Here is a 21,786-nt window from a genome sequence, read left to right on the forward strand (position 1 = left end):
TTTTTTACAGTTAAAAAATTGCGGTATCGGTTTTTGAATTAAAAACGAATATTTCACGCTAACTTTTAACTATAAATTTTTTGTTTTTACCATTTGGGCCATTAATTCGGCCTCAGTCACCAATTTGCCATTCGCGTATGCATTTCCGTGCATGTGAACAATTCCACGACGAATAGGTGACATTAATTCAAGTTTAAAAATAAGGGTATCGCCCGGATTTACTTGTTGTTTAAATTTAACGTTGTTTATTTTCATAAAGTACGTTAAATAATTTTCGGGATCGGGAACGGTACTCAATGCGAGGATTCCTCCCGTTTGCGCCATTGCTTCAACAATTAAAACCCCAGGCATTACCGGTGCTCCTGGAAAGTGACCAACAAAAAATGGTTCGTTCATGGTAACGTTTTTAAGTCCCACGACACTTGTATCGGTCATTTCCATAATTTTATCTACCAGTAAGAAAGGCGGTCTATGCGGTAGCATTGCCATAATTTCGTTTACATCCTTTACTGGTGGAAGGTTAATATCGAATTTTGGAATATTGTTACGTGCCTCCATCTTAATAATACGCGAAAGTTTTTTCGCGAATTGCGTATTTACGTGATGGCCGGGTTTATTGGCAATTACTCTACCGCGAATCCGTGTTCCAACCAAAGCCAAATCGCCAATTACATCCAGTAACTTGTGTCTTGCCGCTTCGTTTGGATAATGAAGGGTTAAATTGTCTAGAATCCCATTGGGTTTTACCGAAATAGAATCTTTTCCGAAAGCAGTACGAAGTTTATCCATTGTGCTTTGCGAAAGTTCTTTATCTACATAAACTATTGCGTTGTTTAAATCGCCTCCCTTTATAAGGCCGTGCTCCAACAGCATTTCAATTTCGTGCAAAAAGCTAAAGGTACGCGCATTGGCTATTTCATCTTTAAAATTTGAAATACGATTTAAAGAGGCATTTTGCGTTCCTAAAACCTTGGTGCCAAAATCTACCATGGTAGTTACTTGGTATTCGTCAGCAGGCATAACAATAATTTCACTTCCAGAATCTTCATCTGTGTATGAAATAACTTCCTTTACTATGTATTCTGTTCTTTCAGCATCTTGTTCTACAATACCAGCTTTTTCGAGCGCTTCAACAAAAAATTTTGAGGAACCATCCATAATTGGAGGTTCTGAAGCATTTAATTCCATTAAGCAGTTGTCTATCTCTAGACCCACCAATGCGGCCAGCACGTGTTCGGAAGTTTGAATTTTAACTCCGTTTTTCTCCAGGTTAGTACCACGTTGGGTGTTTACCACATAGATTGCGTCTGCCTCTACTTCGGGACTCCCCTCCAAATCTATTCTCACGAATTTATATCCGTGATTTTCCGGTGCTGGTTTAAAGGTAATTGTAACTTCTTTGCCCGTGTGCAAACCTACTCCTGTAAGCGATATATCCTTACCAATAGTGCGCTGTTTTACCAAACTTTCATTCATTATCAAGCTTTTTTTCAACTACATTAAACCTCTCCATAATTTTGGGAAGGTTTTTAAAATAAACATAACTTTTATTAAAATCACTATAACTTAAAGCTGGAGACCCTTGTAGGGTTTCATTGTCTTTTACGTTTCTGCCAATACCACTTTGGGCCTGAATTTTTACGTTATCGCCAATTATAATATGTCCGGCAATGCCCACTTGCCCGCCGATCATACAATTTTTACCTATTTTGGTTGAACCCGCAACTCCTGTTTGAGCGGCAATAACGGTGTTTTCGCCAATTGTAACATTATGTGCAATCTGAATTTGATTGTCTAATTTCACTCCCTTTTTAATTAAGGTTGATCCCAAGGTTGCTCGATCTATAGTTGTGCCTGGCCCTACATCAACATTGTCTTCCAAAATTACATTTCCAGTTTGGGGCACTTTAATATACTCGCCATCTTTATTGGGAGTAAAACCAAAACCATCGGCGCCAATAACAGCCCCACTATTTATAACACAAGATTTCCCTATTACAGTTTCGGAATAAATTTTTGCTCCGGTGAATAAAATGGAATTATCATCAATCGTTACATTATCACCAATGTAAACATTGGGATAAATTTTTACATTATCGCCAATTTTTACGTTTTCACCTATATATGAAAAAGCGCCTAAATACATATTTTCACCGTATTGGGCACTTTTTGAAATAAAGACCGGCTCTTCAATTCCGGTCTTGTTCATTTTTACCTGATTGTAATATTCCAGCAATTGTGAAAATGCATTGTAAGCATTATCTACCCGAATCAACGTGGTATTAAAAGTATGTTCCGGAACAAAATCATTATTTACAATTGTAATAGACGCCTTTGTGGTATATATGTGCGGCGTATATTTTGGATTGGACAAAAAAGTAAGTGTACCACCATCTGCCTCTTCAATTTTTGCCAGTTGCGAAACCTCTGCGCCCTCATCACCCTCTACGGTGCCATTGAGTAATCCTGCTATTTGGGCTGCTGTAAATTTCATTATAGGTTTCGAATTTTAATAACTAACGACCATATTTGTACCGCCTGCAAAGTAGCACATTTTAATTGAATGGATTTTTGGACGTTCAATTTCATTCTTGCAAAAATAGAAAAAAAGGACTTAGTTGCTATAGCTATCTTTATTGTTTTTTGGATAGCACATATAGTATTTTACTACAGATTTGGAAAGCGCTTCTAAATTTAACTGGTCGCTCGCTTTTGCAACTTCTATTGTCCTACCGTTTTTCTTCAATAAATTAATGGTATCTTTTTCCATGCTGTACGCTTGATTTTCTAGCTTTCCTGTGAAAACAAAATACGCCGCTTCTTCTTCCGAAATACGGAAAGCATCCATTAAAAACTTTTGCTTTTGCTTTAATTTTTGAAGTGGAAAAACCTGCGATTTTACTTTAATTTTCAGTAAATCCCGATTTAAAAGCATTTTTGAAAGGTTCTTCAAAACAAAATCCTCGTTATTTACCCACATTTTCATAGCCGAAATAATATCGTAATCGTCCAATTTTGAAAACGTATTGAGCACTTCATCCGAAAAGTCGTTAGAATTTATAGTATGCGTTAAAAAAAACTTTAGCCCATCGCTCGCCGGAAGATCTTTACCGCTGGCCGCAAGCTGTTTGGCGCGTTTTAGAACACGAACCAGTAACTGCTCTGCAACGATTCCAGTTTTATGAAGATATACCTGCCAATACATTAACCGGCGGGCAACGAGAAAGTTTTCTACCGAATAAATACCTTTTTCTTCCACCACCAAGGAATCGTTTTTTACATTCAGCATTGCTATTAAACGTTGGGCGTTTACGGTTCCCTCTGGCACGCCGGTGTAAAAGCTGTCGCGTTTTAGGTAGTCCAACCTATCCATATCTAGCTGCCCCGAAACTAACTGGTGAAGGAACTTTCGCGGGTACTGGTCTTTAAAAATTTCAATGGCAAGCGTTAATTGCTTGTTAAACTTCCTATTTAAAGCTTCCATAAAAAATAGTGAAATTTGCTCATGGCTAACGTTTTCAACAATGCTATTTTCCATAGCATGCGAAAAAGGACCGTGGCCAATATCGTGCAAAAGTATGGCCATATAAAGGGCTTCTTCCTCCTTTGCAGAAATTTTAACTCCCTTATATTTAAGCACCTGCACAGCTTTTTGCATTAAAAACATAGCGCCTAAGGCATGGTGAAAACGGGTGTGGTGCGCACCAGGATAAACAATGTACGAAAAGCCCATTTGCGAAATTCTCCGAAGTCTTTGGAAATATTTATGCTCCATTAAATCGAAAACCAGCTGGCTGGGTATGGTAATAAAACCATAGATAGGATCGTTTATAGTTTTGTGCTTGGGAAGGGTTTTCAAACTTTAACTTTAAATTAGTAGCTTCAATAATTGTTTGCGAAAATTCAGCTTTATTTTTGAAGAAGATTCTTCTAAGCGATTAGAATTATTCACAAATTTAAAAATAACCAAACTCCAATACCAAAGGTAGGGAGTAGAAAGACAAATATACATATATGAGCAACATAAAAGTACTTTGGGTAGATGACGAAATAGATTTGCTTAAACCACACATCCTTTTTCTTGAAAATAAAAATTATAGTGTTACTACAGCACAAAGTGGATCGGAGGCTTTAGACGAAATAAAAAAAGAAAATTTCGATATTGTTTTTTTGGATGAGAACATGCCAGGCCTCACAGGGCTCGAAACGCTTGCCGAGATTAAGGAATTTCAAGCCTCTATTCCAGTAGTAATGATAACTAAGAGTGAAGAGGAATATATAATGGAAGAAGCCATAGGCTCTAAAATTGCCGATTATCTTATTAAACCGGTGAATCCAAATCAAATTCTATTGAGTTTAAAAAAGAATTTGGACCACAGCAGATTGATTTCGGAAAAAACAACGTCAAATTACCAGCAGGAATTCCGAAAAATAGCAATGGATCTATCTATGGTAAATAGCTTTGAGGAATGGAAAGATCTGTACACAAAATTGGTTTATTGGGAGCTGGAGTTGGAAGACATTGAAGATTCAGGAATGTTCGAGATTTTGGAATCTCAAAAAACCGAGGCAAATAGCCAGTTTTGTAAATTTATAGATAAAAATTATCCACAGTGGTTTGAGGATGTTACCGAAGCGCCAATCATGTCGCACACCCTGTTTAAAGAAAAAATCCAGCCGCAGCTACAACAAGGCACTCCTACCCTATTGGTGGTAATAGATAATTTACGTTTTGATCAATGGAAGGCATTTGAGCCCACGGTGGCCAATATTTATAAAAAAACCAACGAAGAGCTTTTCTGCAGTATTCTGCCTACGGCAACCCAATACGCTCGAAATGCAATTTTTTCGGGCCTAATGCCAAGCGATATGGAAAAATTACACCCCGATCTTTGGTTGAACGATACCGAAGAGGGCGGAAAAAACATGAAGGAACAAGAATTTATGGAAGCACAACTCAAGCGCCTGGGATTAAGGCTAAACTGGAGTTACCATAAAATTTCAAGCTTAAAACAAGGAAAAAAACTTGTTGAAAATTTTAAAAGCCACAAGGACGAAGATTTAACGGTGGTGGTTTACAATTTTGTAGATATGTTATCGCATTCAAAAACCGAAATGGAAGTTATAAAAGAATTAGCCTCTAACGATAAATCGTACCGATCGCTTACACAAAGTTGGTTTAAAAATTCGCCTTTGTTAGAAATTATTCAGCAGGCTGCCCGATTAGGATTTAAATTAATTATAACAACGGACCACGGAACAATTAATGTGAAAAATCCTTCAAAAGTAATTGGCGATAAAAACACAAGTTTAAACCTTCGTTACAAAACTGGAAAGAGTTTAACCTATGAAGATAAAGAGGTTTTAGCCGCAAAAGACCCAAAATCCATCCACCTGCCAACCATTAATATGAGCAGCTCCTTTATTTTTGCAAAAGGCGATTACTTTTTTGCCTACCCAAACAATTACAATCACTACGTTAGTTATTACCGAAATACGTACCAGCACGGGGGCGTTTCGTTAGAAGAAATGATAATTCCTTTTTCAGTTTTTACACCCAAGTAAAATATTTTTTAACAAAGGTGTTATAATACTTTCTAGATTTTAGGGATAATTTCTATAATAGGCTATAATTGGCTATATTCGCATTTCTTATTATATGGAATTGACATATACCGAAAATGAAATTAGTGAAGTTGCTACCAAGGTTTTAAAACATTCAGCATCAAAAATATTTCTTTTTTATGGTGAAATGGGAGTTGGTAAAACAACTTTAATTAATGAAATTGTAAAGCAACTTGGAGTTTTACAACCTGCAAGCAGCCCTTCCTTTGCTATCGTAAATGAATACGATTTGCGAGAAGGCACAGCATATCATTTTGATTTTTACAGAATAAACAACTTAACCGAAGCTTTCGATATTGGTTTTGAAGACTATTTATACAGCGGCAATTATATTTTTATAGAATGGCCCGAGAAGATAGACCCGCTCTTGCCAAAAGACGCCACAAAAATTTATATTAAAACAAACCCTAACAGAAGTAGAAACATAAAAATTATGCCTATGAGATAAAATTGTAACGAGATATTAAATATTTTAAATTACTTTTTAGTTGTTTGCCCCAAATCGCAAAAATTATAGAGCTGGGATATTAATGAAGAAAAAATTTATAAATATAGGGGAAAAATAGTTGGATTTTTTAGCTTTTTTCGTGGTAGGTTTGAAGTATTAAGAGCCTCACAAAAACTATATATTATGAAAACTCTAAAGTATTTATTTATCGCAACAATTTTCTCTCTTGGAACCTTAGCTTCTTGTACCCCAGAAAGCATTCAAGATGAACAAACACCACAACAAATCAAAAAAAGCGACATCATCATACCTAGTAACGGGTAGTATAATTGCCCTAATCATAGCGGCAAGTCCTTATATCTTTTATTCATACACAAGTTTCCCACAAGTTAAAACGTGGGAAACTTTTTTGTTTACTTACGAGGCCAATTGGTATCAAAAAGTTCAAGTATCGGCATGGACAATGATGGGAAAATTTGTTCCTCTTTTTTTGTTAGCGATTTGGTTTATAACTTGTAAACATTGGTGGTATCACGTGATTTTAATACCCATTGGCATGTTTGCTTTTCAATTATTTAGCGTTATAAATGATGATGTAGGTATTACCGATGAGGTAGAAATATGGTGGCTCTTTCCTATTATGCTCATAATAATTCCCTTTGTATATTTAATTAGAGCTCAGTTGGCTAACAACCTAGTTCATAAAGACCTGAAAACATTTGAAGAGGAACTAAGTCAAAAGAAATCTTTTTGGGATCAGATCAAAGATCTCTTTTAATAGGGAGGTTAATTATACCATCAAATTTTATATCTTAGCGTTCGTATTTACTATTCTATTTGGAGTATCTCTCACTAAATACTGATAAGTGATAGTTTTAAAACACAAGTTTAGGACAATTTTTCAATATTATTAAACCAAAATTTAGTTTTTCATTTTCAATAAATATCTATAAAAGCTACTGTTAGCCACAGAAATATTAAATTTATAGATTTTAACATTTATCGCTAAATATACCTTATTATGCACCTTTAAACGTATTTTGTTGAATTTAAGCGTGATAAAACTTGTAAATATACAATTAACATAGTTATTAAAAATAAGTTTTTTGGGTGTAGGTTTGTTACATATTAACCTCACAAAAACTTATTATTATGAAAAACTTAAAACTTATTTTTGTAGCCGCAATTTTTGCCGCAGGATTATTTGCCTCATGTACCCCAGAAGGAATTCAAGATGAACAAACCACACAACAAATTGACGCGAGAACGGTTAAGGTTCCGCCAGCCGGATAAAAAAAGCTTAATACAAGGCGGCATTATTGTATTTATAATAGGGTGTACTCCCTTACTATATTATGCCTATGAAAGTTTTCCAAGCGATACTCAAGTTTGGAAAACTTTCTTATTTACATTCACAACCGAATTTCCTTCAATATATCAATACGCTTGGTTTTTAACTGGAAAAATAATACCAGTTATTCTCTTACTCATTTGGTTCTTTACCTGCAAACATTGGTGGCACTGGATTATACTAGTACCGCTTTCTATGTATGTTTTTCAATTGTTCAATCTTATAAAACAAAATTTTGGAGTAGATGAAGTTGAAATTATCTATGTCATTCCCATTATGATGGTTGTAATCCCCTTTGTCTATTTAATAAGAGCCAAACTCTTTAGCCAAATGCGACAAGACGACCTAAAATCTTTTGAAAAGGAATTGCTGGAAAAACAATCCATCTGGCAGCAGATTAAAGAACTCTTTCGTTAAATCATTCATTAGGATTCTAAAAATTATTCCGTAAATTGAGACTGCCAAATTAGTGCCATGTCAAAACCAAAATCACCCTTCACCAGGGCTCAATTACTTCCGCAGGAGGAAACGCTCGAAATATCCAAACAAAAAGGAGAACTATTTATCGGTATTCCTAAAGAAGCGTATTTTCAAGAAAAACGAATTTGCTTAACCCCAGATGCTGTTAATGCCATAGTGAATAATGGCCATCGGGTGCTTATTGAAAATGGTGCAGGTATTGAAGCCGGTTTTGCCGATACCGAATATTCGGAAGCCGGCGCCGAAATGACCACCGATAAAAAGAAGGTATTTGGATGCCCTATGGTTTTAAAAGTAGAGCCCCCCACTCTCGACGAATTAGAATTAATTAATCCCAAAACGGTTCTTATTTCTGCCCTTCAATTAAAAACAAGGCAGAAATCATATTTTGAGGCACTGGCTAAAAAGAAAATTACGGCCTTAGCTTTTGAGTTTATTAAAGATGAAGACCACAGCTACCCCGCCGTAAAGGCATTAAGTGAAATTGCAGGAACGGCCTCTGTGCTTATCGCTGCCGAATTAATGGTAAACGCAAAAAAAGGAAACGGCTTGCTTTTTGGCAATATTAGTGGAGTTCCACCGGTAGAGGTAGTTGTAATTGGTGCTGGTACCGTGGGTGAGTTTGCCACACGATCTGCATTGGGCCTGGGAGCAAATGTAAAAGTTTTTGATAGTTCAATAACCAAACTAAGAACAATTCAGACGCACGTGGGTAGGATTTTATACACTTCTACAATCCAGCCTAAAAATCTTATGAAAGCATTACGACGCTGTGATGTTGCAATTGGTGCTGTTCGCGGTCATAACCGCGCTCCCATTATTGTAACTGAAGAAATGGTGCGCAATATGAAAAAAGGCGCTGTGGTTATTGATGTTTGTGTAGACATGGGCGGCTGTTTTGAAACCACCGAAATGACCAGTCATGACCAACCAACTTTTAAAAAACACGACGTTATCCATTACGGGGTACCAAATATTCCAGCGCGATATCCTAAAACGGCATCTATTTCTATCAGTAATATCTTCACTCCCTATATTTTAGAAATTGCCGAAGGTGGCGGACTCGAAAACGCCATTCGCTTTGACAATGGTTTAAAAAATGGTTTGTACTTTTACCGCGGAATTTTAACAAGCAAAGCAGTTGCAGATTGGTTCGATATGCCATATAGCGATATTAACTTGTTAATTTTTTAAAAATTAGTTCGAATTTGTTTCGAATTAATAACCAAATTTCCTAAAAATGAGATTAGCTTATAGATTGGTTTATTTTTCCGGTGGTTTTTTAATAGGAATAGCTCTGCTGTTTTTTATTCTCAGCGGAAAAAAAACATCCTGCGCTTACGGCCCCGAATCAAGAACCCTAAAAAATATTCGTTTAAAGGAACGCGCCTTTTCCGAAGAAACCCTCCGAGCATTACAGGAAAATAGTTTGGATACTTCGGCGATTTCAACACTTTTGGTAGAAGGCGATGTGCTTTTTTCAGAAAGTAACACCCAATTAGATTCTTGTAGAATTTATGTTATTGAAGGTGAAATTTCAGAAAAAAACCTAAAGTTAACTATTGAAAACTGTGAGGAACTGGCAACTGTATTAAAGGCAAATATTAGTACTCAATAATCTTTTTAATTACTCAACTTTCTTCGCTCCCGCTCTTTTTTCAGAAGTGTGAGCTCGCGGCTTGTTTGTCCCGCCACAGACGTGTTTTCCTCTGCCCGACGAATTAAATAGGGCATTACATCTTTAACCGGACCAAAAGGAATGTATTTAGACACATTATATCCTTCCGCACCAAGATTAAAGGTTATATGGTCGCTCATCCCGAAAAGTTGTCCGAACCAAATACGTTCATCACTTCGCGAAATTCCCTTCGCTTCCATCATATCCATAGCCAAATATGTGCTCAGTTCGTTATGGGTACCAATGTACAACTCAATATCGTCTAAGTTGTCCATTATGTATTTCATGATTTCGTTAAAATTATCGTCAGTGGCTTTTTTGCTTTCGCAGATTGGAGATTTATAATTACCGGCTACAGCGCGCTCATTTTCCTTTTCCAAATAGGCACCACGAACAATTTTAAACCCTAATTTATATCCTTTATCAAGCGCCTTTTTGTGTTGCTGTTTTAAATAATCTAAACGGTCCCATCTATAACATTGCAAGGTATTAAATATTATGGGGCGTTCTTTGTTATACTTTTCCATCATCCGTTCGCATAATTCGTCGGCGGCACCTTGCATCCAATATTCTTCGGCATCTATCAATAAACTAATGCCACAATCATAAGCCGTTTTTGAAACGCTCTCGTAACGGGCTTCAATATTGCGCCATTGCTGCATTTCAACATCGGTTAAAGTTTGTTTGTTTGTTACCTTTTTAAAAACAGAATATCTGCCAAACCCAGTTGGTTTAAATACTGAAAATGGCATCGCTTTTTTATTCTTTGCAAATTCCGTTAGCTCGTTTACTTTGGCTGCAGTGGCATCAAATTGTGCGTCTTCTTCCTTTCCTTCAACCGAAAAATCTAAAATGGAGCATACCCCAACATCAGACAGCCTATCAACCGTAGTCATACAGTCAGTTTCGCTTACACCTCCACAAAAATGGTCAAACACTGTTGATCGTATTAGTCCCTCCACCGGCAGATTTACGTTTAACGCAAATTTTGTTACAGCAGTTCCTATTTTCACCAATGGCTCCTTTGAAATCATTTTAAAAAGGAAATAAGCTCTTTCCAGTTCAGAATCGCTCTTTAGCCGAAAAGCTGTTTCAGTATTATCAAAAAGAGAATTTGAATTCATAAAGTTTATTATAAAGTGCACAAATATAGTTAGATTTGACTTCTGATTATATGATAAAATCAATATTTAATGGAAATTAATTTACCTGAAAAAGGACAAGTTTACCACGACCATCAATCGTGGAACGCTGTATCAAAATACATTGACAATCAAGTAGATGCAAAAATATTTGTATTAGTAGATAAAAATACAGCTACCCATTGCCTACCCTATTTTTTAAAAAAATACGAAGGCGAAAAAAAAATTCACACAATAACCATAGCGGTAGGCGAAATACATAAAAATATTACTACTTGTTTAAATGTTTGGAACACACTTTCCAATAGCGGTGCAGACCGTAATAGTATAATTATTAATCTTGGCGGTGGTGTAGTTACCGATCTGGGAGGCTTTGTGGCTTCTACCTTTAAACGGGGATTGCGATTTATAAATATCCCAACAACTTTATTAGCAATGGTTGATGCCTCGGTTGGCGGAAAAAATGGAGTAGATTTAGGACATCTAAAAAATCAAATAGGCGTAATAACCCAGCCCGAAATGGTTATTCTAGACACTAACTTTTTACAAACCTTGCCCAAAGTGCATATAACATCCGGACTTGCCGAAATGTTAAAACACGGTTTAATTTATAGTGAAGATTATTGGGAAAGATTAAAGAAAATTACCATTGACAATAAGCGTGAGTTTGATGAATTGCTTATAGAATCGGTTGAAATAAAAAATAAAATAGTAACTGAAGATCCATTTGAAAAAAATCTTCGGAAAACACTAAATTACGGGCATACCCTCGGCCACGCAATTGAATCGTATCTCTTAAAAAACAAAAACAAACAACCTCTACTTCACGGCGAAGCTGTAGCAATTGGTCTAATTTTGGCAACGTATATTTCTGCTGAAAGTATAGGATTCCCCAAAGAAAAGTTGGATGATGTTGCCACTACTATTTTGGCATATTTTCCAAAAGTAGATTTTACCACAAACGATATTGATGAAGTTATAAAACTACTTGTCTTCGATAAAAAAAACAGCAATGGAGAGGTTCGCTTTGTACTTTTAGAGAATATTGGCCACCCACGAACAAATTGCACCGTAAGCAACAAATTGATTTTCAACGCATTTAACTATTATAAAAATTTCTAAAAATTATCTCGAAAAGATTTTTATCTCTTCTATTTTTGAATAGTTTTATAACCTCAAATTAAAGATTGAAAATTAAAATGAAGCGAATTATTGTAGATTATCGAAAGCTAACCCCAGAAATACTTTCACTATTGGTTGATAAATATCCTGACGGATACGATGACGATCATGTTATAACATTCAAAAACGCTAAAAATGAGACAGTTGAAGCTGTTGAGGTTAGAACAGAAGACACCATTTATTTGGTTAAAGTGAGTTCTCGTCTGGAAATTTCAATGGCTAATTTTGACGAAGATGACTATGAAGATGCAGATTTCAATGAGCCAATAAGCGAAATGCCAGAGCGAAAAAAAATGGACGAAGAGGAATAAACTTCCACACAATAAAAAAAGAGGCTTTTCAGCCTCTTTTTTTTTACATTCATTTTAGGCATTACGCATGTTGTAATTCGTGCTTACCTTCTTTTACCTCTTCAATTAGTTTGGAATTAAAAGCTGGCAGGTCGTCCGGATTTCTACTGGTTACAAACCCTTCATCTACTACTACTTCTTCATCTACCCAATTGGCGCCGGCATTAATTAAATCGTCTTTAATTGAACTAAACGAAGTCATTTTTCTACCTTTTACCACATTGGCCGAAATTAAAATTTGCGGTCCGTGGCATATAGCAGCCACAGGTTTTTTTTGTTCAAAAAAATGTTGAACAAATTTAAGCGCTTTATCATTTCGCCTTAATTTATCGGGATTTATAACGCCACCTGGTAAAACCAAAGCATTAAAATCTGTCGCAGATGCAGAATCCAACGTTTGATCAACATTGTACTCATTGCTCCAGTTACCATCTGCCCAGCCTTTTATTGTTCCTTCTTTTTCACTAATAATCTCCACGTTAAAACCTTCCTTTTCCATCGCCTCTTTCGGTGATTTCAATTCAGATTCTTCAAATCCGTCAGTTGCTAATATTGCAATTCTCTTTTTCATATTCTTCTCTTTTTTAAGTTAAACAATTAATTAAGACCAATATACTATGGAGTTGGCGGTATATCAATTTTACGATAATAATGTTTTATTAATCTTTGTTAAGAAATACTAAGGTTTGGTGTTACTCTTTAAGATTTCGGCTTTTTTTTTATCTTCTTCTACCTTCCTTTTATACGCGCGCAGCTCCTCCATTTCGCGTTCATATGAAAGTGTAGCATTACTGGAAGGTTCTATTTTAATATTTCTAAAAAGGGCCCAATTAACCGTAAGTTCAGCTCCAAAAAACAGAATAAGACAGGTGTAATAAACCCAAAGAAGGATAAGCACCAAACTGCCCGCTGCACCATAGACCGAAGCCGGATCTGATGCCGAAAAATAAAAACCAATTAAATATTTACCCACCAAAAATAGAAGTGCTGTAATGGAAGCCCCAATAAGGTTAGTTTTCCATTTTATTTTTACATCGGGGAGCAAAGTGAAAATTGTGGCAAATAAGGCGGTTATTATTATTTGCGAAAAAACAAAATTTAAAATCTGGACTACTTGCGACGAAAGATCGGTATAGTAATTTCCAATTAAGTCGCTTAAAGCATTTATTGCACTGGTAATAACCAATGAAATTAACAACAATAACCCAATTGCCAGTACCATGCCAAAAGAGATTGCTCTACGCTTAAGCGTATCTATAAACGTGTTTTTTTTGGCACGGACGCTCCAAATATCATTAAGCGCCTTTTGCAACTGAAAAAACACTCCCGTAGCTCCAAATATTAGTACACCAATCCCAAAAATTATAAATAACAGCGAGCTTTCTGACAAAGTAGAATTAATTATCATGGTCTGTACCAGCTCTGCGCTTCCCTTACCTATAAGCCCACTAATTTCACCGGTAATTCTTCCTTCAACTGCTTCCCTACCAAAAAATACTCCTGCAAAATGTACTGATATTATTAATAATGAAGGCAATGAAAATAGAGCATAATAGGCAATAACCGCACTTTTGGCCCACGGATCATTTTTGTCCCAACTTAAGTAAGTGTTTTTTAAAAGTTTTAAAAATTTCATTTATAAATAGCGTTCATTAATAATATTTCTATGATGAATTTCATGACCGCAGATTATAAATCCGGCAGCAGCCACAGATAATACGCTGTTATTGGCTTTACCGCAACGCCTTAGTTGCATCGTGCTAAAACCGCTATATAAACTAATGGTAGCGTTACGAACAGCGCTATACTCCTTTAGGAGAGCATCGGCAGTTTTAAGATTTGCCAAAGCATTTTCAGCAAAAAGATTTTCATCAAAACCATCTAAATTTGCTTCATCCACGCGTGAAAAGTATAAAGCTCTATATACAAATACACGTTCTGTATCTATTATGTGCTGTAAGATATCTTTTGGCGTCCATTTATTTTCTTTGTATCGATACTCCCATAAGGAAGTTTCTAGATTTTCAAAATAGTTTTCCGTTTCTACCTGTCCCCTTTGCAGAGCTTCGAGTAGCGGTTTATCACCAACTAAGTTTAAGTATTTTTGATAATATGAATTATAAGTTGATTTGTCAAGATCCGTTAGGGTCATAGTTTTATTTTAAAGATAAAAAAAACCTTTGCTGTTTGGCAAAGGTTTAATGAATATTAATTTTTGAAAAAAATTATATTTCTTTAAAAATTGAATGCAACAAACGTTTTTTGTCGTTTATACTTTCTTCCATAGAAATCATAGTTTCAGTACGGCTAACGCCTTCAATATCGTCAATTTGGTAAATCACATCTTTGGCGTGCGCTGTATCGCGTGCTCTAATCTTACAGAAAATATTAAATTTTCCAGTAGTTACGTGAGCTACGGTTACAAACGGAATTTCACTAATGCGTTCCAGAACAAATTGGGTTTGCGAAGTTTTAAAAATAAATACACCTACATATGCTATAAAGGCATATCCAAGTTTTTTATAATCAACTTGAAGTGAGGATCCGGTGATAATACCCGCCTCTTCCATTTTTTTTACTCTAACGTGAATTGTTCCTGCGGAAATCTCTAATTTTTTAGCAATATCGGTAAAGGGGATTCGCGTATTGTCAATTAATAGATCTAGAATTTTGTGGTCTGTTTCGTCTAATTTAAATTTTGGCATGTTTTCTAAATTTTTTTGCAAAACTATGAAGTTTTACTCTAAAATAGAATTGTTTTTATGAAAAAATGTTACCGATTTATTCGATTTATCAATAATTTTTGAAATATTCGTTCCAACTGTTAAATTTTCTTGCGAATCTGTTAAAATTTCCGCGCCGTTTGCATTTTTTTCAATATATCCGAAACATTTTTTTAGACTTCCTATCTCGTCAATAAAAGGTTCAAAGTTTACGATACCGTTCTGCAATATTTCTCGATATTGAATGGCAACGGATACCGTTTTGGAGTCGCCCTCCAATTTCACATTTCTCAAAATAAAATCTTTATGGTTTTTTAGATTTTCGGGAATATCAAAATATTCTTTATAATCTACCTTCTCTCCACTTTTACCAATTATCCCAAAAACCGTTAATAGCGAATAAAATATATACTCTCTCGTTTTTTCCCTGGAGTAATCCTGTGCAATGTGGCCTGCTTCAAAGAGCAGTGTTGGCACGCCGTTTTTTTGAAAAGTATCGCCCACGCAAGCCTCGTTAAAACTATCATCATACCTGCCAACTTGCCCGGGAATATGGGCCATAAGCGTTTTATTTATTCTAACAATATGTTCCATAGCAACTATTCTGGCTTGGGTAATAGTTCTTTTTTTATCGGCTGCCGGCGACAGAAAAGAAACAACGGCAGGATTTCCATTCTTAAAACCATAAATTGAACGCTGGTCGTGCAGATTTAAGCACAGATTTGGCTTAATTGTATCAAAAATACCGCGTAGTACTTGACTCTCCCTTTGCGACAACGCTTGGGCATCGCGATTTAAATCAATACCATTTGCATTTTCGCGGGTGTAATTGCAAGCCCCGTCTGGATTGAGCATTGGGAAAACATAAAAGGTAAAATGCTCCAAAAATGTTTTAATCTCAGTCTGAAAATATTGTTTCTGATTTATAAATTTTAAAAAGTCGAAAATTGCCTTCGTGGTCGTAGATTCGTTACCGTGCATTTGAGACCATCCCAATACAATGTTTCTGCCATGACCAATTTTTATAAAAGGAATATCTTGGCCCATTTCTGATTTGCCTGGGACCGTAATTTCAAAATTCTTTTTATAGCTGTTTACAATTGGGTACACAGTGGTTAAACTAATGTACCTTCCTTGTAACGACGATTCAAAATGATCCTTATACCATTGCTCTATTTTCATACGTAAAATTATAGTTTACAAAGTTAAACAATGGCTTGTTTACAATTGTAACACTAAAAAACATTGGTTTTAGATTACATCAGTAAACAAAACTATCCTGATTTAGCTACTGAATTGAAAAAATATAATTACTTCCACATAAACAGGGCTGAATAAACTTAATATCAAACAGTTAAACTGTATTAAATGAAGTGTGTATTTAACAATAGCAAGTTCAAATATTAAATATTTTTGTAGTTGATTAAATATAATTTACATTTGTAATCGCTTAATCTTCGAAAACTATGTTACAATGGTAAACGGTTCTGATTTTACAAAACGACTTGAAAAAATACTGGAATATTACAGTTTAACGGCTGCAGCATTTGCGGAAGAAATAGATTTTAACCGCTCTACTATTTCACATTTATTGTCGGGAAGAAATAAACCAAGTTTGGAATTTGTAATGAAACTTTATAAAAAATTTCCAGAGGTTGATATGGACTGGTTACTTTTTGGGAAAGGCACTTTTCCCACTTCCGTACAAAAAGAACCAAAGGAAAAAATAGAAACCCAAACTCCTACTTCAGATAAAAAGGTAATGGATCTTTTTTCAGATGAAAATAGTATGAAGCAAACATTGAGAAGACCAATAACAAATTCTGAAAAACAGATTGAAAAAATAGTGATCTTTTATTCTGACGGAACTTTTAATCTCTATGAAAATTGAGCCTTTTACAGTTATTTTTCGGAAATTCGCATAAAAATTAAATATGCGTTTTCTTTTAGTTTTATTGGGTAGTTTTCTTTTCACGGGCTGTTACGAGGCAGAGCGAAATTGTGCTAATTTCAGAACAGGCACTTTCGAATTTGAAGCATTATCAGGCACCGAAGTATTTAAAACCACCATTACACGCAACGATTCTATCGAAGTAGATTACTATCAGGGTAAAACTGACTCATCCTCTATTAGATGGATCAATGATTGCGAATATGTGCTTAAAAAAATAAACCCTAAAAATCAGGCCGAAAAAAAAGCCATTCTTATAAAAATACTAACTACCAATAAAGACGAGTACACCTTTGAATTTAGTGAAGTGGGTAAAACAAAGAAAAGTAAAGCTACCGCAAAGAAGGTTAAGTAATACTGTGCGCTTATAAATCTTCGCAATTTACAAGACGCCGATTATAAGAAATATCTACCCAAAATTGTAAATAGCGTTTCCTGCTCAATTGGTTTGGTAAGGTAATCGTTCATACCCGATTTAATGCCGCGTTCTACCGCCTCTCTGGTGGCATCTGCAGAAAATCCTAAAATAATAGCCTTATTACCTATTTTTCTTAAGTACTGAACAATTTCAAAGCCATCGCGCCCCGGCATATGAACATCCATAAAGATAAGATCGTATTGCCGTGAAAGACATTCAAGCAATGCTGCGTCGCCATCCTTTGCAATATCTGGCTTTATATTCTTTTTAGATAGAATTTTTTCTAAAATCCTACAATTCAACATATTGTCATCTACGATTAAAACGTTTAAGTGACTCAGACTTCGATATTTTCTGTTATTTTCAATTCTATCTTCTTTCGCAACTATGGGAAATTGCAGAGAAACCTTAAAGGTTGTTCCTTTACCCAATTTACTTTCTACCTTAATATTCCCCTGCATAAAATCTATGAGCATTTTGGTTATTGCAAGCCCTAAACCACTTCCTTGGTGTTTTTTAGTGATTCCAAAATCTAACTGTTTGAATCTTTCAAAAATGGCTTCTTTTTGTGAAGGATCAATTCCGATGCCCGTATCGGTCACGTCAAAATTAATATATAGTTGGCCAGCTACTTCTTTTTCTTCATAAAAAACTTTAATAAACCCTGCGTTTGTAAATTTCACGGCATTGCTTATAAGGTTTGTAAAAATTTGCTCCGTTCGCGAAACATCGCCAGTAACCACTTTTGATTTTTTGATTTCATTAAAATTTGAATGCACTTCGAGCCCCTTCATTTTAGCAGCTTGAGAGTATATTTCTAAAATTTGCTTTAGGGTAATAAACGGGTTAAAAACTTCTTCGGAAAGTTCCATTTTTCCCGATTCAATTTTATCTATATGGAGAATATTATTTACCAAGTTTAACAAGGTTCGAGAGGAATTTTGCATTAATTTTAAAAATTCCTTTTCGCTCGCCAACAGCTTTTTGCCTTCTAAAATTTCTGAAATACTTAAAATAGCACTTAACGGAGTTCTAATTTCATGGCTCATATGCGAAAGAAACTGTGTTTTGGCCATGGATGCATCTTCTGCTCGCTGTCTTTCTAATTTGAGCTCCTCGTTGAGTGCATTAAGTTTATGGTTTATGAGTTTATCCTTTTTAATCTGACTTTTGCCCAATAAAAAGAAATACCCCAACAACCCTATTAATAAAGAGCCAAAAATACTCAGTGCAAGAATAATATTTTGTAGCGGTGTAGCATATAATTCACTTTTAGAATTATACATAAATTCAAACTTCCAGGCGCCATTCACTCTGTCTGCAAAGGGCTTTAATTTTCTTTCGAATATCTGTTTTTCGTTAAAGTCCGCTCTATTAGGTGTATTATAACTATAAAATGTCTTGCCTGTTTCGTCTTTAATCAAAACACTAAAAATGTTTTGTTTGGAGCTGATATTGTCAAATTGACTTTTAAAATCCATTCCTGCTGAAACAGTTCCCTGAAAAGTATTGTTGTAATACACAGGAACATCAACCAAAAAAGCTTTTCCGCTTTGGGTAAGATCTAGCCACGGTGTTATATTTGTTAAAGTATCTTTAGAATTTGCCAACCATCCCGGGTAGCGATAAATTAACTTAGAGATATCTAGATTGAGTGCTTTTCTGTTAGCCTCAAGAGGGGTTACAAAATTTATTATACCCGTACTATCAACGAAAAATACAAATTTAATAGACTGATTTTGTTTAATAATACGTTCCGAATCAGATTTAATATAATCTTGAAACCTGCCATCACTCTCCACGATCCGGTCTCTTAAACCTTCCAAAGAGTGAATATTGTGATAAATTATTTTTCGAAAATCTTGATAAGTTAAACTACCTACAATGTCTAATTGTTTCAGTTTGAAGTCTCTCTGTTCATTAATTATCGTATAATAACCAATTAAACTTATAGTGGTAAAAAATAAAAAGATGAGCAGTGAATATGTGCCAATTTTGTAATTCCGAATGAATGAAAAAGGTTTGGTTGTCAGCATTTTTAAAGTTACTAAAAAAATATTTTTATATAATAACTTGCTGAGTTCTATTTTTTAGCTGGACTTTTATCTTTTAGCAACGTATTTTGCTCTTCCATAAGTTTTTCAATATTGGCTAAAAGCTGAATATTTTTAGGTGTTTCGACGGTTTTGTTATGAGGATCTTCAGATTTTTTCTTGAAACGGTTAATGAATTTTATAACCATAAAAATGGTAAATGCTATAATAAAAAAGTCGATTAATACTTCCAGCAATTCGCCATATCCCACCGCCACCTCCTCAGCGGTGTCTGTTGCCTTGCGAAGTATATACTTTTTATTGGAAAGATTTACTCCATCTGTAAGCATAGAAAGCGGAGGCATGACCACCTTTTTTACAATAGTACTAATAACATTATTGAAGGCCGTACCGATTACGATACCCACCGCCATATCTATCATATTGCCTTTAATGGCAAAGTTTTTAAATTCTTGAAAAAAAGTAGCCATCGTATTAATTCGGGTTTTTATGAATATACAAGTTTAGCAAACATTATATAATTAGAAAAGTAAAAATAATATGCAGTAGCTTAGATACGGCCTGCAATACGATCTTTCGCCAATTGAAGAACCGTATGAAATTGATCTTCTAGATTCATTTCAGAATTATCAATTTCTATGGCGTCTGCGGCTTTTCGAAGGGGGGAATCGGTACGGGTAGTATCTATATGGTCGCGTTCCTGAATATTGCTTAAAACCGCCTGAAAGTCAATATTATCACCACGAGCCACAAGTTCTTTATACCTGCGTTGTGCACGTTCATTGGCCGAGGCATTCATAAATATTTTAAGTTCAGCTTTTGGAAAAACAACTGTACCAATATCTCGTCCGTCCATTACTACACCTTTATCCAAGCCCATTTTTTGTTGCTGAGCAACTAATTTAGCCCGTACTTCGTGTACTGTTGCAATTGGACTTACGAACGCCGAAACTTCCAAATTACGGATTAGTTCTTCAACATCCTTTCCATTTAAAAAAATATGAGCTTTGGCCCAACTTGCGTCTTTTTCAAATTTTAAGTCGATTGAATTGAGGGATTCTTTAAGTTTTTCAACATTAAAATTATCTTTTGAAATTATACCTTCTTGCATGGCATACAAAGTTACCGCACGGTACATGGCTCCGCTATCTACATATACATATCCCAAATAATCGGCCAGTTGTTTAGCCACCGTACTTTTTCCTGTGGAAGAATAACCGTCAATTGCAATGGTAATTTTTTTCATTATTGAAAATCGATATTTAATCCAAAAAAACTGGAGGTTGCCGCCGTGCTATATTTTGAATAGGAATAGCTCAATCTCATTTTATTGAGCTTAATGGCAAAACCGGCACTAAGACCGGCAAATGCACGTTTTTCTGCAATACGGAGTTCTTCTCCCCTTCTAAAATTATAACCTAACCTTATATTAAACCCGCTTTCGGGAAAAAGTTCAATGCCCACAATGGCGTGCCTAAAGGTATTGTCTATAAAATTAATATTTTCCTTTTTTACGTTGCCCTCCAAATCGGTTTCTTCTCTTGAGGGATTGGAAAAAGCAACATTCCAAATTTGCATATTTTCCATTGTAAAATGCCACCGAATTGGAACGTTTTGCAACGTCTGCGAAATTCCGAAAATAAGTTCAAACGGCAAGGGTTCATATGTTTCGTGATACGGAGTAAACTGGGTTCCCAAATTTCTTGCAACCCCTGTTATGTGTAAATCCCAATCTTCATAAACGTACATAATCCCTATATCTAAGGCGCCTCCAAGGGAAGAGTAATTTTCTAAAGTTGAAGAAATAAGTTTTAGGTTTACCCCGATGTGAAAGTTGGTAAACGCAATATTTCTGGCGTGCCCCATGGAAAGTGCTACTTCACCTCCACTAAAGCTGCTCGTGGGGTTTCCTGTTTCGTCATAACCATCAAATTTACCATAATTAACATACGTTACTCCAGCGTGTAAAACCTGGGTTCTTCTGTCCCACAAATAGGCATAGGCCGCGGTGCCGTAGTTTACGTCGCCTATATAATTTGTGTAGTTTAATGATAGTTGATTATCCATCGCCCAATTAATACTAGCCGGATTAAACAAGGCTTGAGTGGGGTCATAATCGTAGTTTGTTACCACTTTTCCTCCCAAGGCGGCCATTCGAGGGCTATTAACCAAGTTTAAAAATTGGTACGTTGCCCTGCCTCCTACCTGTGCCATTAATAGCTGAGAGGTAATGAGCGAAAAAATTAAGAAAATCCTTTGGGACATAAACGCGTGTTGACGTAACTAAAAGCTAAACGAATGTAAGTATAATTTATTTTCACAAAGGAAAGAAACATCCGTGAATAATCTTTAAAATTAAAAGGAAATCACAACGATTTTTAATA

General features: G+C 35.4%; 24 protein-coding genes. 11 read left to right on the forward strand and 13 right to left on the reverse strand.

From position 1 onward, the window contains the following. Positions 1-69: 69 nt before the first annotated feature. The 3 genes from QCQ61_RS12675 to QCQ61_RS12685 form a co-directional block, all read right to left on the reverse strand. Positions 70-1,476, reverse strand: coding sequence for a bifunctional UDP-3-O-[3-hydroxymyristoyl] N-acetylglucosamine deacetylase/3-hydroxyacyl-ACP dehydratase (locus QCQ61_RS12675; RefSeq protein ID WP_279448021.1), 1,407 nt, complete (start codon positions 1,474-1,476; stop codon positions 70-72). Continuing rightward, positions 1,469-2,494, reverse strand: a complete 1,026-nt coding sequence (lpxD, locus tag QCQ61_RS12680) for a UDP-3-O-(3-hydroxymyristoyl)glucosamine N-acyltransferase (protein ID WP_279448022.1) — start codon at positions 2,492-2,494, stop codon at positions 1,469-1,471. The genes QCQ61_RS12675 and lpxD overlap by 8 nt, the downstream gene beginning before the upstream one ends. 120 nt (positions 2,495-2,614) lie before the next feature. Continuing rightward, positions 2,615-3,859 carry an HD domain-containing protein gene (locus QCQ61_RS12685; RefSeq protein ID WP_279448023.1) on the reverse strand — a complete coding sequence of 415 codons (1,245 nt, stop codon included), beginning with the start codon at positions 3,857-3,859 and terminating at the stop codon, positions 2,615-2,617. Between the two features lie 155 nt (positions 3,860-4,014). Between QCQ61_RS12685 and porX the strand changes: the two genes are divergently transcribed. From porX to QCQ61_RS12720, 7 genes are all read left to right on the forward strand, one after another. Continuing rightward, complete coding sequence (gene porX / locus QCQ61_RS12690; protein ID WP_279448024.1) at positions 4,015-5,565, forward strand: T9SS response regulator signal transducer PorX; 1,551 nt, start codon at positions 4,015-4,017, stop codon at positions 5,563-5,565. Between the two features lie 94 nt (positions 5,566-5,659). After that, complete coding sequence (gene tsaE / locus QCQ61_RS12695; RefSeq protein WP_279448025.1) at positions 5,660-6,073, forward strand: tRNA (adenosine(37)-N6)-threonylcarbamoyltransferase complex ATPase subunit type 1 TsaE; 414 nt, start codon at positions 5,660-5,662, stop codon at positions 6,071-6,073. Between the two features lie 265 nt (positions 6,074-6,338). Next, on the forward strand, positions 6,339-6,851 hold the full coding sequence (locus tag QCQ61_RS12700; RefSeq protein WP_279448026.1) for a hypothetical protein: 513 nt from the start codon (positions 6,339-6,341) through the stop codon (positions 6,849-6,851). Positions 6,852-7,225: 374 nt separating this feature from the next. Beyond that, the gene (locus QCQ61_RS12705) at positions 7,226-7,366 is read left to right on the forward strand and encodes a hypothetical protein (RefSeq protein ID WP_279448027.1); all 141 of its coding nucleotides are present in this window, start codon (positions 7,226-7,228) and stop codon (positions 7,364-7,366) included. Further along, positions 7,329-7,841 (forward strand): hypothetical protein, encoded by a 513-nt coding sequence (locus QCQ61_RS12710; protein ID WP_279448028.1) that lies wholly within the window; start codon positions 7,329-7,331, stop codon positions 7,839-7,841. The genes QCQ61_RS12705 and QCQ61_RS12710 overlap by 38 nt, the downstream gene beginning before the upstream one ends. A 57-nt stretch (positions 7,842-7,898) precedes the next feature. Continuing rightward, positions 7,899-9,098, forward strand: a complete 1,200-nt coding sequence (locus QCQ61_RS12715) for an alanine dehydrogenase (protein ID WP_279448029.1) — start codon at positions 7,899-7,901, stop codon at positions 9,096-9,098. A 46-nt stretch (positions 9,099-9,144) separates the two neighbouring features. Then, the gene (locus tag QCQ61_RS12720; protein ID WP_279448030.1) at positions 9,145-9,522 is read left to right on the forward strand and encodes a hypothetical protein; all 378 of its coding nucleotides are present in this window, start codon (positions 9,145-9,147) and stop codon (positions 9,520-9,522) included. Positions 9,523-9,527: 5 nt separating this feature from the next. Here the strand turns inward: QCQ61_RS12720 and QCQ61_RS12725 are convergent, their stop codons facing one another. Further along, on the reverse strand, positions 9,528-10,706 hold the full coding sequence (locus QCQ61_RS12725) for a proline dehydrogenase family protein (protein ID WP_279448031.1): 1,179 nt from the start codon (positions 10,704-10,706) through the stop codon (positions 9,528-9,530). Positions 10,707-10,775: 69 nt separating this feature from the next. Here QCQ61_RS12725 and aroB point away from each other — a divergent pair, with 69 nt between their 5' ends. After that, positions 10,776-11,846 carry a 3-dehydroquinate synthase gene (aroB, locus tag QCQ61_RS12730; RefSeq protein ID WP_279448032.1) on the forward strand — a complete coding sequence of 357 codons (1,071 nt, stop codon included), beginning with the start codon at positions 10,776-10,778 and terminating at the stop codon, positions 11,844-11,846. Between the two features lie 77 nt (positions 11,847-11,923). Further along, entirely contained in the window at positions 11,924-12,217 is a 294-nt protein-coding gene (locus tag QCQ61_RS12735; protein WP_279448033.1) for a hypothetical protein, read from the forward strand. Between the two features lie 61 nt (positions 12,218-12,278). On the opposite strand, the gene QCQ61_RS12740 is transcribed toward QCQ61_RS12735, so the two are convergent. From QCQ61_RS12740 to QCQ61_RS12760, 5 genes are all read right to left on the reverse strand, one after another. Further along, on the reverse strand, positions 12,279-12,827 hold the full coding sequence (locus QCQ61_RS12740) for a type 1 glutamine amidotransferase domain-containing protein (protein WP_279448034.1): 549 nt from the start codon (positions 12,825-12,827) through the stop codon (positions 12,279-12,281). Positions 12,828-12,935: 108 nt separating this feature from the next. Then, a complete protein-coding gene (locus QCQ61_RS12745; protein WP_279448035.1) occupies positions 12,936-13,892 on the reverse strand; it encodes a YihY/virulence factor BrkB family protein in 957 nt (318 codons plus the stop codon). Further along, entirely contained in the window at positions 13,893-14,408 is a 516-nt protein-coding gene (locus QCQ61_RS12750) for a DinB family protein (protein ID WP_279448036.1), read from the reverse strand. A gap of 73 nt (positions 14,409-14,481) precedes the next feature. Further along, positions 14,482-14,961, reverse strand: coding sequence for an Lrp/AsnC family transcriptional regulator (locus QCQ61_RS12755; RefSeq protein ID WP_279448037.1), 480 nt, complete (start codon positions 14,959-14,961; stop codon positions 14,482-14,484). A gap of 33 nt (positions 14,962-14,994) precedes the next feature. Then, complete coding sequence (locus QCQ61_RS12760; RefSeq protein ID WP_279448038.1) at positions 14,995-16,161, reverse strand: M14 family zinc carboxypeptidase; 1,167 nt, start codon at positions 16,159-16,161, stop codon at positions 14,995-14,997. A 292-nt stretch (positions 16,162-16,453) separates the two neighbouring features. Between QCQ61_RS12760 and QCQ61_RS12765 the strand changes: the two genes are divergently transcribed. Both QCQ61_RS12765 and QCQ61_RS12770 read left to right on the forward strand, forming a co-directional pair. Beyond that, positions 16,454-16,870: a helix-turn-helix transcriptional regulator gene (locus QCQ61_RS12765; RefSeq protein ID WP_279448039.1), complete on the forward strand. Its 417-nt coding sequence runs from the start codon at positions 16,454-16,456 to the stop codon at positions 16,868-16,870. A gap of 43 nt (positions 16,871-16,913) precedes the next feature. Further along, a complete protein-coding gene (locus tag QCQ61_RS12770; RefSeq protein WP_279448040.1) occupies positions 16,914-17,285 on the forward strand; it encodes a PH domain-containing protein in 372 nt (123 codons plus the stop codon). A 41-nt stretch (positions 17,286-17,326) separates the two neighbouring features. Here QCQ61_RS12770 and QCQ61_RS12775 read toward each other — a convergent pair whose 3' ends face one another. The 4 genes from QCQ61_RS12775 to porQ all read right to left on the reverse strand — a co-directional run bounded on the left by QCQ61_RS12775 (position 17,327) and on the right by porQ (position 21,667). Continuing rightward, positions 17,327-19,384, reverse strand: a complete 2,058-nt coding sequence (locus QCQ61_RS12775; RefSeq protein ID WP_279448041.1) for a response regulator — start codon at positions 19,382-19,384, stop codon at positions 17,327-17,329. Positions 19,385-19,431: 47 nt separating this feature from the next. Continuing rightward, on the reverse strand, positions 19,432-19,872 hold the full coding sequence (mscL, locus tag QCQ61_RS12780; RefSeq protein ID WP_279448042.1) for a large-conductance mechanosensitive channel protein MscL: 441 nt from the start codon (positions 19,870-19,872) through the stop codon (positions 19,432-19,434). 80 nt (positions 19,873-19,952) lie between these two features. Next, a complete protein-coding gene (gene cmk / locus QCQ61_RS12785; protein ID WP_279448043.1) occupies positions 19,953-20,648 on the reverse strand; it encodes a (d)CMP kinase in 696 nt (231 codons plus the stop codon). Next, positions 20,648-21,667 carry a type IX secretion system protein PorQ gene (gene porQ, locus QCQ61_RS12790; RefSeq protein ID WP_279448044.1) on the reverse strand — a complete coding sequence of 340 codons (1,020 nt, stop codon included), beginning with the start codon at positions 21,665-21,667 and terminating at the stop codon, positions 20,648-20,650. The genes cmk and porQ overlap by 1 nt, the downstream gene beginning before the upstream one ends. Positions 21,668-21,786: the final 119 nt, after the last annotated feature.

It is taken from the genome of Aequorivita marisscotiae (assembly GCF_029814825.1).
Lineage (GTDB): Bacteria > Bacteroidota > Bacteroidia > Flavobacteriales > Flavobacteriaceae > Aequorivita > Aequorivita marisscotiae.